This window comes from Bradyrhizobium sp. AUGA SZCCT0160 (genome assembly GCF_018130105.1).
Lineage (GTDB): Bacteria > Pseudomonadota > Alphaproteobacteria > Rhizobiales > Xanthobacteraceae > Bradyrhizobium.
The window spans coordinates 185,775-200,800 of record NZ_JAFCMD010000006.1; the positions used below are offsets into that span (position 1 = coordinate 185,775).

Genomic DNA, 15,026 nt, shown 5'->3' on the forward strand with positions numbered 1-15,026 from the left:
AAAACAGCTCACTTCAGCGCCCCGGTGCGTGAGCGCCCGCTCCTGCAGCATCACGAATACGTGGGTCATGGTCTGTGGTGTGGACCACCGACAGCACGAAAGGCGGTGTGCGATCACTCACACCTTCCAGGAGGTGCGCATGCCCGATTCCGAAAGCAACCGAAAGCGCGACCTCGAGTGCCTGCGCCTGGCATCGGACCTCATTGAACTCGCATCCATGTCGCTCGCCCCGGAATTGAAGGCGCAGTGTCTGCGGATGGCAGCCGATTTGACCGAGCAGGCCAATCAGGGACACGGCAGCCAGTAGCCCGTTTTGGAAAGTTCCCGTCAATATGGCTGCAGAATTGCCCAGCAAATCACCGACCATCGTTCTGATCGTAGAGGACGACACACTGCTGCGGATGTGCGTCGCAGAGATTGTTGAGGAAGCAGGCTTTGCAGTCATAGAAGCTGCTGATGCAGACGCGGCGATGGCGCTGCTGGAATCCCGCTTGGACATTGCGTTGCTGCTCACAGATATCGACATGCCCGGCAGCATGAACGGATTACAATTGGCCCACGCGGTGCGCAACCGCTGGCCGCCAATCAAAATTCTCGTCGTATCGGGACAAGTTCGGCTACAGCCCTTCGAACTTCCGCAGGACAGCTGCTTTCTCGCAAAGCCTTACCAGACTGCGGCGCTGGTCGAGGCGCTGTGTACGCTGGCGCCTCCCTTGGGCCATCCCTATCGGGAACCCAGCAATGTCCACTGAGCTGTTTTGCTCAGACTTGAGCCGCTTATTAGTGCAAATCTGATCCGCCAATCGCCGTGCCTAAAATCGGTCCGAAGCACTCGGATCATCACGGCCATAAGCGATGCCCCAGGCGCAAATGGATTATGACCCGCGAAGCAATCAACTGCTCGGCGCCCTGGAGCCAGACAGCCGCAGGCGAATAGATTCCCACCTCGAGCCGATCGATTTCGAACTCGAAGAGATGGTCTGCGATGCCGGCGGTCTGCTCAAACACGCCTATTTTCCGCAAGGCTCGGTTCTGTCGCTATTGACCGTTCTGGAGAATGGCGCCGCCATCGAGACGGCCAACATCGGACGCGAAGGCGCGTTCGGCCTGTTTGCAGCCATGTATAGCCGTGTCTCGTTCAACCGCTGTCTCGTGCAACTCCCGGGTCATACGGTTCGCTGCCCGATCGAGCTATTGCAACACGAATTCAAAAACAGCGAACACGTGCGCGACCTGTTCGTTAGTTACTCGGAGACCCTGCTTTCCCAGGTTCAGCAGACGGTTGCCTGCAATTCCATGCACACGACGGAAGAGCGAATGTGCAGGTGGCTATTGATGATGCACGACCGCGCCGGCGGGGAAGCGCTGCCTTACACCCACGAGTTTCTTTCGCATATGCTCGGCGCGAACCGGAAATCCGTAACGCTTGCCGCACAATCGATGCAGACCGCCGGTCTCATCCATTATCGCCGCGGCACCATCCAGGTACTCGACCGGGCGGGCCTGGAGAAGGCGTCATGCGAATGTTACGCCATCGTCAAGGAACGCTTCGATGCGTTCCTGACGCCGCCTTCGACGGCGGTACAGGGCCACAACAAGGGCCGTACGGCCAGGTGAAGCACCCGCTTAGACCCGATACCGCTCCATGACCTCGCGATCCGGCTCGTAGCCAAGCCCCGGCCCTTCCGGCACCGCGACCGCGCCATCGGCGCCGACATCGATCGCGCCGCGCCAGAGGCACGCGGCACGGTTCATGTAAAAGAACTCGACGAAGGTTTTGTCGTCGCGCAGCGACAGCAATTGCAGTGTCGCCAGAAGGCCCGGACCGAAATAGGGCGAATGCGGCGCCAGCCGGACGCCCCTTTCGTCGGCCAGATCAACCACCTTCAGATATTCGGTGATGCCGCCGACCTTGGTCACCGAGGGCTGCGCGTAGCTGACCGCACCCGCCTCCATCATCTGGCGGAACTGGTAAACCGTGCAGGCGTTCTCGCCGGCAGCGATATCGAGCCCGCCTTTCGTGCGGGTCTCGGCCAGCGCGGCATAATCTTCCGGCGGCCACACCGGCTCCTCCAGGAACATCGGTGCGGCCGCCTTGCATTCATGCGCGAAGGCGATGGCTTCCGCCGACGTCATCGGGCAGTTCATATCGACCATCAGCGGGATGCCGTCGCCGATCGCGCGCCGTGCGGCGAATACGGCCGGCGCCGTCGTCTCATGAAGCTTGATGGCGGTGTAACCGCGCCGCAGCGCCGTCTCGCATTCGCTGGCGACGAGATCGGGTGTTCCGATCCGCAGCAGGCTGGCATAGGCCGGAATCCGCGCCCGTTTGCGCGCACCCAACAGGCGGTGCAGCGGGACGCCCTGCACGCGTGCCGCGAGATCCCACAACGCGATATCGAGCGCGGAGATCGCGAACATCGTGATGCCGTAGCGGCCGAACAGATGCAGATTGCGCTGGATACGGTCCATGAAGGCGGGAATGCCGGCGGCGTCGGGGACCTCGAGACCCCGGGCCTGCGGCGCAATCATTTCATCGATGGCGGTGGCACAGGATCGCGGGCACACATAGCTGAAGGCATCCCCCCAGCCGGTCAGTCCCGCATCGGTCGAGACCTCGACAAGAACGATTTCGAGTGCCGATATCGCCGAGGCGCCCTGCTTGAAGCTCGCCACGCCGGCGTCATACGGGATACGGATATGGTGCGCACGGACGTTGGTGATCTGCATGACGCCAGCCTCCCGGTTTTTTTTAAAGCTAGCGCGGGACGATGCCGATTGGCCAGATCAATCACTGATGACAAAACCCCTCAACGGCTCACGCCCTAATTATTGGTCGGCGGGAATTCGATCGGGTTGTTCTGCTTGCCGGTGTTGAATTCGAAGATCTTGCGCAGCACGCCGGGCGCCATCGCTGAAATCGGATTGACGCGCAGCACCGGCGCGGCCGGCGTGCCGACGACCTCATAGGTGACGCCGATCAGGCCCTCGTTACTGCCGCCGCCGAGGAACAGGCCGAGCACGGGAATCTGGCCGAACATGTTGTTGAGCCCGTACATCGGAACGAAGGTCCCGCTCATGCGTACGGAGTTGCCGATATAGTCGAGCGTGCCTTCGATGGTGGCGCCGATGGTCGGGCCCTTCACGACGCCGTCCCGGATCGTGAGGTGTCCGCTCTGCCGGGTGAATTCCGCGCGCAACGCCGAGAACGACACGCCGTTCTGTACGCCTGCCGGTCCGCCCGCCGCAGCGCGCTCCAGTTCAGGGACGCCTTTGACGGAGAAGTCGCGGATATTGATCAGGCCATCTTTGGCTGATGGTTCGACCGTCGGCGGCTCCATCGCGAGCGAGAGCTGACCGCCGAAGACCTTCGAGTTGGTGTCGGTGAAGCGGAGGAACGCGCCGGCGTCATTGGTCTGCAGAATGATCAGGTCACGCCCCTGCCCCTGCACACGACCGCGCAAATCGGCGGTCACCGGCGTATCGCGCCCGACCTTGCCGGTCATCGCAAACGCCTTGATGACGCCATTGCGCCGGGACATCTTGGCATCGACGCTGCGCAGCGCCTCGCCATTGTGGCCGGCGACCGCGCCGAGCTTGACGTCGATATCCAGATCGATGTTCTTGGTCTTCTTGGCGTCGGCTTCCTTGCCCGAGATGGCCGATTTGAGGAAGCCGCGGCCATCGAACACGTCGCCGCGCATCGTCACCTTCACGACGCCATCGGCATTGCGTTCCGCTTTCAGCGAGGTCTTGTCGCCTTCCGACGGCGAATAGGTCGGGAAGTTCGCGGTCATTAGCTCGCCATTCGCGTCGACTTCCAGCGAGCCCTTGATCGAGACGCCGCCGCCGTCGACGACGATGTCCTGGAACAGCGTCGACTGCTCCTTCTTGACGACGCTGAACGTCGCCTTGCCGGACCTGCCCGGCACCTTGACCCAACCCGGCAGGATGTTGTCGAGCCGGAGCGAGGTAAGATCGGCCTCGATGCCGACGCGGCTGTCGTTATCGCCGATCTTGCCGACCAGTTTGATTGGAATCGCGCCGCTAACGGCTGGACCAAGATCAAGCCCAAGCCGCGCGCGGCTGGCGTCATCCAGCGTCGCCGACAGCCTGATATCGGCGTCGCCCTCGTTCGGCTTGCGATAATCCAGCGACGCCTGCTGGCCATTGATCTTGACGTCGCCCCTGACCTGATAGCCGTTGTTGTTGGCAACGACCTTCAGCGTGTTCGCCTCCAGCTTCTGGTTCATCACCAGCTTGTCGATGGAGACCCCGCCGAGATCGGCGGTCACAGCATAAGTCGTGTCGGCCTTGGTCAGCACGCCCTTGACCGGCATGCCGAGCATGATGTTAGCCGTCACTGTCCCCTTGCTCGCGTTCGGATCGATGAAATTGGCGGAGACGTCGCTGAGGCGATCGGATGCCAGGATCTCGGCCGCGGCCGCAATGGTTCCATCCATGCGGAATTTCACCTTCGACGGCGATGGCTTCGGCGCCATGTCCGGCACCTCGAAGGTGAAATCCGAAATCGTGACCTTGCGACCGGCCGGCGTATCGGCGATGCCCTGGCCGATGTTGACGGTAGCGGTGCGACCCGTCACGCGTGCCTTCAGGTCGGCGTCGCGCACGACCGGCATGTCATCGACGGGGCGCACCGTCACGCCGGTCGCCGTGATAGTGACCGCCAGGCCGTCGTCGGGAATCGGCGGGCCTTTGCGCGACAAGTTTCGCACCGGCGAATTGACGCCGACCTCGATGCGCTGGAGCGTGCCGCGTTCGATCCGCTCGATCACCCATTCGCGCACTTCCGGCACGATCAGGACCGGCCACATCCGCTTGAGCGCGGAGGCCGACATCGGCGTACCGGCAAAGCCAAGCTGGAGCCGCGCCTCGCCGGAATAATCGACGCTGCCGGTTCCGGCGACGCCGATCTCGCCATTGCTGATATCTGCCTGCGTCAGCAGAAAGCGCTTCCTGTCAGTGTCGAAGCGCATGCCGATCGCGATGCGATTGAAGATCAGCGGCTGTTCGCCCTCATTGCCGGCCAGCACGATAGTGCCGCCGCTCAACCCGGCCTGCCATTCGGTCGTGGTTCCATTCGGCGGCTCGAGATGGCCGAGCAGCGTGACCCGGTTGGCGCCGGAAACGATCTTGAACGGGGCGACCAAAACGCGCCGCGCGGAATCCCATTCGACGTTCATTTCCGCCGCATCGATCGCCATCGGATAATCGGGCGTATCGCTGTCGATGATGTTGCCGGCACCAGCGGTCAGCTTGCCACGGAAATAGGTCGGCAGGCCATCGCGGCCGAGTTCGCCTTTCAGTTCACCCGACAGCGGCAGGTTTGCGCTGTAGGTGAGATCCTTGACCCGCATCGCCAGCAGAATATTGGCCGCCGGTACCTTGTCGGCACGCAGATCGACCGAGCGCACGCCGTTGGTCGGTGGCCCGATCACCGCCCGCAGCGACCATGGCCGGGCGCCCTCCTCGCCAACGCTCAGCGCCACCCCACCGGCGTTCGGCCGGCGAAGGCTCATGCTGATATTGTCGAAGGTCCACTTGTTGCCGCGCTGCTGGTCGTCGACGACCAGATTGCCGTTCTTCAAGCCGATCTCGTTGAGATTTTGTCCGTCGAGACCGGTCAGGCTCAGGCTGTCGAGCCAATCGAGGCCGGCCAGCAATCCGTTCTGTGCCGTCTCGGGCGCCGGCGTGCCGGGTGGCGGTGCCGGCCGCGGGAATGTGGGCGCCAGGCCAGCGTCGCGCTTCGAGGCTACGCCGGTCGCCAATGGTTTGGCCGTGTCACCAGCCGATACCGTCACCTGGCCATCCGGCGTGATTCGTACCGCGAGTTCGGCATCGACCAGATTGAGGCTCTCGGCGCGAAGCCGCCCCATCAACAACGCGGTGCCGGATAATCTCACCTCGGCCTTCGGGGCGCTTGCGACAATGGCCTGGTCGCGATCCCTGACCACGATGTCGCGGATACGCACCGCGATTCGAATTCTGCCGGCGCGCTCGATTTGCGTGCCACCGACCTCGACCGTATTGCCGTGCCCGATATTTTCCTCGATCGCCTTCGCAAGCCAGGGCGTCGCCAGGTCGAGATTGATCGGGCCGGCGCCAAGCCGCCACCAAAGCCCGCCGAAGCAGCTGGCAAAGATCACGGCCAGCACCGCAATCACGACCGATAGGCGCTTGACCCAACGTTCGCCGCTGATCCATCGGTTCAGCGCCGAAACATTGTCGCTGAAGCGGTGAAAACGGGAATTGGACCGGGACAATAGCCGCCGTGCGCGGTGGCGCGCCGCCTCGTCCTGGTCGGTATCCCAGCCGGCCTCGTCATCCCATTGCGAGATTTGGGCCTCAGCACGCGGATTCGACCCTTGTCGCCCAAGATCTTGGCGCCCCGAACCTTGGGGTCCAAGACCTTTGAGCCCAGAACCTTGGAGCCCAGGACTTTGGGGCGAACTATTCCTAGCCATTGCCTCTCGGTGCTGGCGCTGAGGTTGATCGTCGCCGCAGGCGCGCCCATCGATCTGTATCGAGCGCTCCCGTGCCGGCATCGCTGCCAATCCTCGATTAATACTGTTACTCGTAGCCCAGCCCAAGGACTCAATCGCCGACTTAATCAAACGGGCCGTCAACGAGCGGACGGGTGGTGCGTCGAATTCCTTGTAACCATACTCCGAGGTCATCAAACTTGCCCAGCAGCCGGAGCGAATCCGATAGGCCGGGACAAGCCCCGCAATACCCTATTGGTTGATCCGCCGAAAGCGACGAAAGGAAGGCGTATGTCCAAGAAAACGCGCAAGAAATCCTCCAAGGGATCCGCAAAGACACCCGCAAAGACACCTGCCAAGTCATCCGCGAAGGCGCCTGCCAAGAAATCCGCCAAAAAAACGATCCTGGCGAAGGCAGCCCGCAGTGGCTCGAAAGCTCCAGTCAAAGCGCCCGCGGCCAAGGCCGGCAAGGCGGTCGCAACAAAATCAGGCAAAGCAGCCAAAAGCGCTTCGACCAAAGAATCCCACAAGCCGGCGTCGAAATCGTTAAAATCCAACCTATCGGCGACGCCGAAATCCGATTCCGGGCCGATTCCCAAGCCGGCCGAAAAGCCGCTCCCCGCGCCCGGACCGGCGGCTGCGCTGGCTGAAGGCGCCAAAGCGCCCGGCTTCCGGCTGCCCCGGGACGGCGGCGACAGCGTCGCCCTGGCCGATTACGCCGGCCAAAAACTGGTGCTGTTCTTCTACCCCCGCGCCGACACCCCGGGCTGCACCAGGGAGGCGATCGACTTCACCCGGCTCAAGGACGCGTTCGCCGAAAGCGGAACGGCGGTGCTCGGCATATCTGCCGACACCGTGAGGGCCCAGGAGTCCTTTCGCGACAAGCACCAGCTCTCGATTCCTCTGATTTCGGATGAGAAACATGAGATGCTGGAGGCCTATGGCGCCTGGGGCGAAAAATCCATGTATGGCAGGACTTTCCTTGGGATTCTTCGCACCACCGTTCTGATCGGCAAGGACGGCAAGATCGCGAAAATCTGGCGCAATGTACGGGTCGATGGCCACGCCGACGACGTGTTGGCCGCAGCGCAAGGATTATAGTTTTCCAGGTTCCATTTCCCAAAAATTAACCATGAGTGGGTCAAATCGGCCTCGCAAATTCAGCCGTACGGAACCCCTGTCCGACCGGCGCGGGAGAGCCGATGTCGTACCGTTCCGGTCATCATTCCGAGTACCACCAGCACCATCATCCCCATGACAGCCGGGCGCGACGTCCCGTGGCGCAGGCCGCGGCACTCCCCCCGGCCAATGACGGCTATGCCATTGTCCATGCCGGCAAGCAGGTGCGGTTCGGGCCCGTGGTGTTCTGGATCGTCGTCGGCACGGTCGTCGTGCTCGGAATGTGGTCAGCGGCGACCGCCACCTATTTCGCCTTTCGCGACGACGTCCTGACCCGGCTAATCGCCCGCCAGGCCGAGATGCAGTACGCCTATGAAGACCGCATCGCCGAGCTGCGCGCCAAGGTCGATCGCACCACCAGCCGCCAATTGCTCGACCAGGAACAGTTCGACCAGAAGCTCGACCAGATTATGAAGCGCCAAACCGCGCTGGAATCCCGCGCCACCGCGCTCGGCTCGATTCCGGACAGCACGGCCACCGGATCGATCCGGCCGCCGGCCCGCGGCGCCGCCGCCGAGAGCCCCGCTTCCGGGACACCGAAGCCCAGCCCGATCAGCGACACCGTGATCTTTGTGGCGCCGCCGGATCGTGAAGCCCGTCTGGAGTCGCGCGCTCCGGTCGTGGCCAAGCAGCAAGCCAACCAGTACGCCAAGGTTCAAGGCGTCGACAACGTCCTGGTCCGGCTGCAGACGTCGCTTGACCAGGTCGAGCGGCGCCAGATGGCGGCGCTGAGCTCGGTAGAAGACAGCATGGAATCGCGCGTCCGCCGGATGCGCGGCGTGTTCACCGATCTCGGCCTCGACATGGCGCAGCTCGAAGCCGCGACGCCACGTTCGGGCGTCGGCGGCCCCTTCGTGCCGGTGAAGCTTGGCGCCGATGCCGGCCCGTTCGAGCGCCAGCTCAACCGGATCAACGCCACCCGTGCCCAGGTCGAGCGGTTGAATCGCACGCTGGCGCTGGTGCCTTATCGCAAACCCGTCGTCGGCGAAGTCGAGTTTACCTCCGGCTTCGGCGTCCGCAGCGATCCTTTCCTTGGTCGGCCGGCGATGCATACCGGCCTCGATTTCCGCGCCGCGACCGGCGATCCCGTGCGCGCGACCGCGAACGGCAAAGTGGCTTCATCGGGATGGATGGGCGGCTATGGCCGCATGGTCGAGATCGACCACGGCAACGGGCTATCGACCCGCTACGGCCATCTGTCGGAGATCCACGTCAGGGTCGGCGACGTCGTCAAGATCGGACAGGTGATCGGTGCGGTCGGCTCAACCGGCCGCTCGACCGGTCCGCATCTGCATTATGAAACACGGATCGACGGCGACGCGGTCGACCCGCAGAAGTTTTTGCGCGCCGGTGTGCGGCTCAGCTCCGGCTAGAGGTCAGCGCGAAGCGCCAATGATCCCGTTCCCGCCTCCGCAGATAAAAAATCGCGAAAACAACCCCATGCAAAGTAAAATGAGCCTCGACCAGCGGTATTAATGCACCGTCCGCGCCCTTATCGTCGACCACCGCCTCCGCCCATTCCACCGCCGCCGCAGCCGCCCGGGCCACCTGACAATCCGGCGGCCTCGATCGTTGGGAAATCCTGCGAGCCGGAGCGCGGCCTAGCTCGGTTATTGGCCGTCTCCCCGCGTCATGCTGATACCTTGTAGTCCGGTGCAGAAGCGAGAAACCGCGCATACGCATCCGCGTCGGGTGGGGTAAATTTCTCCGCCAGCGCGCTGCGCCGGCGTGTTGTTGTCCCGATGTCGGCGAGCAACTCGTCAAAATGCTTGAAATGGTAGGGCGCAACGCACAGCCCGCCATAGACGCCGGCCGCTGGCCGCTCCACGCGTTTGAAATGCAGCATCAGTTCGATGTTGTCACGCATCTCGGCGGGGCTCGGCTGCTGCGCAAGCTGGCCGTCGGCGTAACGGACCAGCCAGTTTGCCGCCAGATCGGCGCACAGCACCGTGCAGAAACTGGAGTTGAAGCCGACAAAACCCATGTCCGGCAGATCCGGATTGGCGATCAGCCGGTAGAGCCTGTACTGGCCGTCGCCGTCCACCAGACGGTCACGAAGCGCCTGCGGCAGGAACGGCACGCCGAGCTTGTAGCCGATGGCCAGGATGGCGAGGTCGGCTGCAACGCGCTCGCCGCCGGTCATCACGATGCTGTTGCCGTCATAGTGATTGAAGCTGCCGCGGATCGCCTTGATCCGGCCATCGGCCACCATCGGAAAGAAGTCCGGCGTGGCGATCGGCACCGAGCAATTGACGCCATCCTCGATGCGCTGCTTCGGAACCATGTCGCATTTCTTCAGCTTGAGCTGCAGCTTCAGCATGCTTTCCAGGCCGCGCCAGTTGGCCCAGACAAACGGCTTCGCCACCGCGTGCTTGAACCGCGACAGCGCGCCGATGCCCCAGCTCTTGAACATCTCCTCCTGCGCGCGGATGTAGAGGATGCGCTTGAAGTTGATCAGGCCGCCGATGAAGTAGGGAATCCGCCACACCGGCTCGCGGTACACCAGCGTGACCGCGCTGGCGCCGGAATTGACCGCGTTGACCGCAATGTCGGTGGCCGATTTCGAGCCGCCCAGCACAACCACCTTCTTGCCCTTGGCGAGGCCGGCATCGTTGTATTGCGAGGAGTGCAGGATGCGTCCGCCCTGCGCCTTGAACGCGTCCTCGCCGCGAAGGCTGAGGGTCTGCGGTTCGTTGAACTGCCCGATGCAAACCGCGACGAAGTCAAAGTCCTCCGGCGTGCTGCCGGCGGGGCCGCGAAGGTCGAGCCGCCAGCCCGGCTTGGAGTCCGGGCGGCTATTCATCTGCACCACCTCGGTATTGAAGCGGATCAGGCGATCGAGGCCATGATCGCGGGCGTATTCGGCAAGATAGGCATGGACCTGCGGACCCTTCGGCCATTCCGGATAGGATGCCGGCATGGCCTTGTCGGTGTAGCGGTAAAGCTCCTTCGGGCTTTGGGTCTGCACATCAGGATAGGATCTTGCCGGCTCCCACACGCCGCCGAGATCGCCGCTGCGCTCGACAATGCTGACGCGATGTCCGCGCGACGAAAATGCCTTGGCCGCAGCCAGCCCGGACACGCCGGCGCCGATGATGCAGACCTGCTTTTGCTTGACCATGGTTGTCTCCGTCGTGAAAGCTCGCGCCGCTATTCGTTGGCCTCGGGCGGCAGGAAGTTCACCTCGTGCTCGGCGGAAACCCGGACCACCTCCGCGGGGTCGGTCATGTTGTGCAGCCGGTGAAACAGCGCTTCGAGCTTCTGCATCGGCGACACCCAGAACAGCGCGCGCGCCGGCTTGTCTGATTTGTTGAAGTAACCGTGCGGAATGCCGCGCGGCAGCCGCACCAGGTCGCCGGCCTTCGCCTTGACCCAGACGCCGTCGAGCTTGAGATCGAGTTCGCCTTCCTGCACCAGAATGAATTCATCCTGCGTCGGATGGATATGGACCGGCACGAACTGGCCGGGGTCGCTGTTGGTCTCGAAGGCGAAGGTGGAATCGGTCACCGCCTTCGGGAAATAGACCTGGCCCAGGATATTCCAGGTCACGCCGCCGTAGCCGGTACCATCAGCGGTGATCCCCTTTTCGAGTGCTGCCATGTGCCGTCTCCTGTTGAATAATTTGTCCGACCGGATCAATCAGTCGTGTTTGCGCAGGCTGCGGCGAACCCGCCGGGCCGTCTAGCCGCAAAACGAATCCGCCATCGGCGCCCAAGAATTTCTTTTGGCCGGCACGGGCGATGTTGCGGCGCACGATCATCGCAGCACCTACTGCGCAATGATCGGGCACTGTGCCCTGCCAAACCGCCTTTCCAAGCACCCCGTCCCGGAGATATTATAGGGTTCAAACAACCCCGAAGGCCGTGTGAGGACGATGGGCGCAGCCGTTGCGGAAAGGGTTCAAGACGCGAGGCTGGCCGCGTTCAATCGCGTATCGACCGGCGATGTCGATGCCGCCGCCGAGGCGATCGGACGCATCTTCTGCCCCCATGAATTGAAGCCTGTTCGCTCATCCGCGCCCGATTTCTACGCCCTGCACAATTGCGCCGCCTTCGAAGGGTTCTCCATCAACTACGTCGCCTATGGCGGATCGGTATCGATCGATCCCGGCTGCCTCGACCGCTTTTTTCTGCTGCAGATTCCGCTGCACGGATCAGCGCGGATCGCAACCGCGGCCTGCGAGGTTGAAAGCAGCCCGGGCACGCGCGCTTCGCTGCTTTCCCCGACCATCCCGACGCGGATGACATGGGATGGCGATTGCGCCCAACTCATCCTTCTGGTGGACCGGCGGCTGGTCGAACAGCGGGCCGCAGCGCTTTCAGGAAAGCCGGCGGGTGCGGTCGAGTTTACGCCGGCGATCGATCTCAACCAGGCCTGCGGGCGCGAGCTGCTGTCAGGGGCCGCTGACCTGGTCGATCTGGCCGAGCGTCTCGGACCCAGCCGCCGCCTGGCATCGGTTGCCGCGGCCGAATTGCGCGAGGCGCTGCTCGGCGCCCTGCTCCACGGTCAGCACCACAGCCGGAGCGTAGCGATGCAGGTGTTCGGCGGCCGCGCCGAAACGCTGCCGCGGCCGTTGCGGCGGGCGCGGGATTGCCTGCATGCCCACGCCGCCGAGCCGCTCGATCTGGCCCAACTCGCCGAAATCACCGGCATCGGCATCCGCGCGCTGCAGATCGGCTTCCGCCGCCATTTCGGCACGTCGATTTCGCAGATGCTGCTCGATATCAGGCTGGCGCACCTCAATGCCCGGCTGACCAGCGCACGCCCCGGCGAGAGCATCACGGAGATCGCATTCGAACTCGGATTTACCCATCTCAGCCGCATGGCGCGCGCTTACGGCAAGAAATTCGGCGAAACCCCGTCCTCGACCCTGCGCAGGATGAGCTGAACCAATCAATGCTGGCTTAGTGCCCAACCTCACCCGCGATGATATCGCCGAACAGCTCCCAGCTTATGCCGTTGAACTTCATCAGCTGCATCTGATCGATCGGAAAGAAGTCGTTCGGCAAAGTGTCGCAAGCCGCGCGCGGGCTGGCAAGCGGCCGCTTATTCCGCTGGATGAAACAGCATTGTTGCGCGCCGCCTTTTATGATTGATGCATGGCGACACGTTTCCCCTGCAAGGCCCCCTTGGAATTGAACCCGACGACACGCATTGGTCCCCGACATCCGAAGCTCGCCGCCGGCGGATTCCGCGCCGCGCGATGGCTGGCGGCGAAGACGTTTGGCGCGGCCGGCTTTCACCAGCTCGGCTCGAAATTTGCCGATGCGCGCATCGCGCAGGTGCGCGACAAGCTCGCGCGCGGGGAAACGGTCTATCTCGCCGGCCTCGGCGCGCCCGGCACGCACAATTCGGGCGTGGCGCTGGTCGAGGTAACGCAGGCCCATGGCCCCCGCCTGATCCTCAACAACGAGGAAGAACGTTTTTCCGGCAACAAGCACACGACGGAATATCCGCGCGCCTCTGTCGATGCGATGGTTGCAGCCTTGCGTGGCATCGGGCGCGACATCGCCGATATCGACGCCTGGCTGACCAGCTGGGACTACCCGACATTGGCGGGAACACTGGCACGCGCGGTGCTGGAAGAAATCCCGCAAAGCCTCAAGCTGCTGCGCACCACCGAAGCCGCGGGCTTCGACGGACGACGTCTCGACCAGATGACGCGCACGCCGAAGATCCTTGCGAAGCAAATGGGGCTTTCCGAACGCCTGCCGCTGATCTGCCTGCCGCATCACGACAACCATGCCTGGTTTTCCTATGCGGCATCGCCCTTCGCCGACGACGGCGAGCCGGTGGCGGTCGCGGTGCTCGATGGCACCGGCGATCAGGGGTCGATCTCGTTGTACGTCGTCCAGCACGGCAAGATGCGCCGGCTCTACTGCAACGACAGCATGTTCGATTCATTGGGTGCGTTCTACAGCGTGATCTCTTCAACGCAGGGCGGCTGGACTTGGCTCTCCAGCGAGGGCCGCTATATGGGCGCGGCCGCCTGGGGCGACATGAACCGCGCGACAAATCCGTATTACGCGCGGCTGCGAAACGTCCTGCACTTCGGCGAAGCCGGCGAAGTCAGGCTCAACCGCGCGATGGCCAACTGGTATTGCGACCCGTTCGACAACCCTTACAAGACGGCGCTCACCGACATCCTTGGACCAGCGCTCAAGCCCGAGCAGCTCTGGAATCCCGACGCGGTGCTGCGTGTCGAGGACATCCATCACCGTCCCGACACCAAGGATCGCCTCGACAAGGCCGCCGCGACGCAATTGGTGTTCGAGGACGCCATGATCCACGTCGTCGATCACCTGTTGCGCGTCACAGGCGCGAGCCGGCTGGTGCTGACCGGCGGCGTGGCGCTGAACGCGATCGGCAACATGCGCCTGCTCGAACATTTCAATGAAGCCTGGTTCGCCGGCGCCCAGCAGCGCAACGCGCGCCTGCATTTGTGGGTGCCGCCGGTGCCCGGCGATCCCGGCGTCACCATCGGCGCGGCGTGGCTGTTCGCGCATCTGGCGGGCGCCCCGCGCGGCGCGCCGATGACACATGCGTTCTATTGCGGCCTGCCGCCGTCAAATGAATCCATTGCGAGCGCGCTCGGAGCCGATGATATCGCCTCGCAACGCATTGGTGATATCTCGACCGCGGATGGACGCGACGCTATCGCCGATCTGATGGCGTTTGTGGTCGCGCAGAGCGGCGTGATTGCGCTCTATCAGGGCGCCGCCGAGACCGGACCGCGCGCGCTCGGCCACCGCTCGATCCTCGCCAATCCCTGTGACCACAACGCGCGAGAGCGGCTCAACGAGCGCGTCAAATACCGCGAGGCGATCCGCCCGCTGGCGCCGATGGCAACGCTGGAAGCTGCCCACCAATATTTCGAGCTGCTGCCGGGCGCCTCCGATGCCGGTTACAACGCCTACAATTACATGGTGCTGACGGCGCAATCGAAGCCGGGCGCACGCGACAAGATTCCGGCCGTGATTCATGCCGACGGCACCGGCCGGATTCAGATCGTCAATGCGGATGACGATCCCCTCACCCACGCTTATCTGAAGGCGCTCGGCCGTCACATCGGCGTCGAGATATCCGTCAACACGTCCTTCAATGTCGCAGGTCCAATCGCGCAAACGCCGCAGCAAGCCATCGACACGCTGCGCCGTTCCAAAGGCCTCGATGCCGTCGTGTTGGTGGCAGACAACGGCGCGGTCTATGCCGCCTGGCACGGCGGCGAGCGCGACAACGGAAGATTTTCAAGCTGGTTCGCGCAATGGAAGAGCCGCCGGTAAGGTTGACAGGTTAGCTTAACCAGCGACTTCAATTGCATCACGACCGCCGCGGGCTATCGTG

13 protein-coding genes are annotated in these 15,026 nt (G+C 63.4%); 8 read left to right on the top strand and 5 right to left on the bottom strand.

The features are described from left to right. The first annotated feature begins 139 nt into the window (after positions 1–139). The 3 genes from JQ558_RS12650 (at position 140) to JQ558_RS12660 (ending at position 1,617) form a co-directional block, all read left to right on the top strand. Entirely contained in the window at positions 140–307 is a 168-nt protein-coding gene (locus tag JQ558_RS12650; RefSeq protein ID WP_212206770.1) for a hypothetical protein, read from the top strand. 25 nt (positions 308–332) lie between these two features. Beyond that, positions 333–752, top strand: coding sequence for a response regulator (locus JQ558_RS12655; RefSeq protein ID WP_212273717.1), 420 nt, complete (start codon positions 333–335; stop codon positions 750–752). 103 nt (positions 753–855) lie between these two features. Continuing rightward, positions 856–1,617 carry a Crp/Fnr family transcriptional regulator gene (locus JQ558_RS12660; RefSeq protein ID WP_212293818.1) on the top strand — a complete coding sequence of 254 codons (762 nt, stop codon included), beginning with the start codon at positions 856–858 and terminating at the stop codon, positions 1,615–1,617. A gap of 9 nt (positions 1,618–1,626) precedes the next feature. Here the strand turns inward: JQ558_RS12660 and JQ558_RS12665 are convergent, their stop codons facing one another. Next, complete coding sequence (locus tag JQ558_RS12665) at positions 1,627–2,730, bottom strand: mandelate racemase/muconate lactonizing enzyme family protein (RefSeq protein ID WP_212293819.1); 1,104 nt, start codon at positions 2,728–2,730, stop codon at positions 1,627–1,629. A gap of 95 nt (positions 2,731–2,825) precedes the next feature. Next, positions 2,826–6,566: a DUF3971 domain-containing protein gene (locus JQ558_RS12670; protein WP_212293820.1), complete on the bottom strand. Its 3,741-nt coding sequence runs from the start codon at positions 6,564–6,566 to the stop codon at positions 2,826–2,828. A 228-nt stretch (positions 6,567–6,794) separates the two neighbouring features. Between JQ558_RS12670 and JQ558_RS12675 the strand changes: the two genes are divergently transcribed. Together JQ558_RS12675 and JQ558_RS12680 are read left to right on the top strand one after the other, a co-directional pair. Beyond that, entirely contained in the window at positions 6,795–7,604 is an 810-nt protein-coding gene (locus tag JQ558_RS12675) for a peroxiredoxin (RefSeq protein WP_212293910.1), read from the top strand. A gap of 101 nt (positions 7,605–7,705) precedes the next feature. After that, a complete protein-coding gene (locus JQ558_RS12680) occupies positions 7,706–9,055 on the top strand; it encodes a M23 family metallopeptidase (protein ID WP_212273714.1) in 1,350 nt (449 codons plus the stop codon). Positions 9,056–9,312: 257 nt separating this feature from the next. On the opposite strand, the gene JQ558_RS12685 is transcribed toward JQ558_RS12680, so the two are convergent. The 3 genes from JQ558_RS12685 to JQ558_RS12695 are packed head-to-tail and all read right to left on the bottom strand — an operon-like array spanning position 9,313 to position 11,442. Continuing rightward, the gene (locus JQ558_RS12685; RefSeq protein WP_212293821.1) at positions 9,313–10,803 is read right to left on the bottom strand and encodes an NAD(P)/FAD-dependent oxidoreductase; all 1,491 of its coding nucleotides are present in this window, start codon (positions 10,801–10,803) and stop codon (positions 9,313–9,315) included. 29 nt (positions 10,804–10,832) lie between these two features. Next, a complete protein-coding gene (locus JQ558_RS12690; RefSeq protein WP_212293822.1) occupies positions 10,833–11,282 on the bottom strand; it encodes a cupin domain-containing protein in 450 nt (149 codons plus the stop codon). Continuing rightward, positions 11,251–11,442, bottom strand: coding sequence for a hypothetical protein (locus JQ558_RS12695; RefSeq protein ID WP_212293823.1), 192 nt, complete (start codon positions 11,440–11,442; stop codon positions 11,251–11,253). The genes JQ558_RS12690 and JQ558_RS12695 overlap by 32 nt, the downstream gene beginning before the upstream one ends. A gap of 114 nt (positions 11,443–11,556) precedes the next feature. Here JQ558_RS12695 and JQ558_RS12700 point away from each other — a divergent pair, with 114 nt between their 5' ends. The 3 genes from JQ558_RS12700 to JQ558_RS12710 are packed head-to-tail and all read left to right on the top strand — an operon-like array spanning position 11,557 to position 14,965. Next, positions 11,557–12,570 carry an AraC family transcriptional regulator gene (locus JQ558_RS12700; RefSeq protein ID WP_212293824.1) on the top strand — a complete coding sequence of 338 codons (1,014 nt, stop codon included), beginning with the start codon at positions 11,557–11,559 and terminating at the stop codon, positions 12,568–12,570. Between the two features lie 19 nt (positions 12,571–12,589). Then, positions 12,590–12,778 carry a hypothetical protein gene (locus JQ558_RS12705; RefSeq protein ID WP_212293825.1) on the top strand — a complete coding sequence of 63 codons (189 nt, stop codon included), beginning with the start codon at positions 12,590–12,592 and terminating at the stop codon, positions 12,776–12,778. A gap of 3 nt (positions 12,779–12,781) precedes the next feature. Continuing rightward, complete coding sequence (locus JQ558_RS12710) at positions 12,782–14,965, top strand: carbamoyltransferase C-terminal domain-containing protein (protein WP_212293826.1); 2,184 nt, start codon at positions 12,782–12,784, stop codon at positions 14,963–14,965. Positions 14,966–15,026 lie beyond the last annotated feature (61 nt).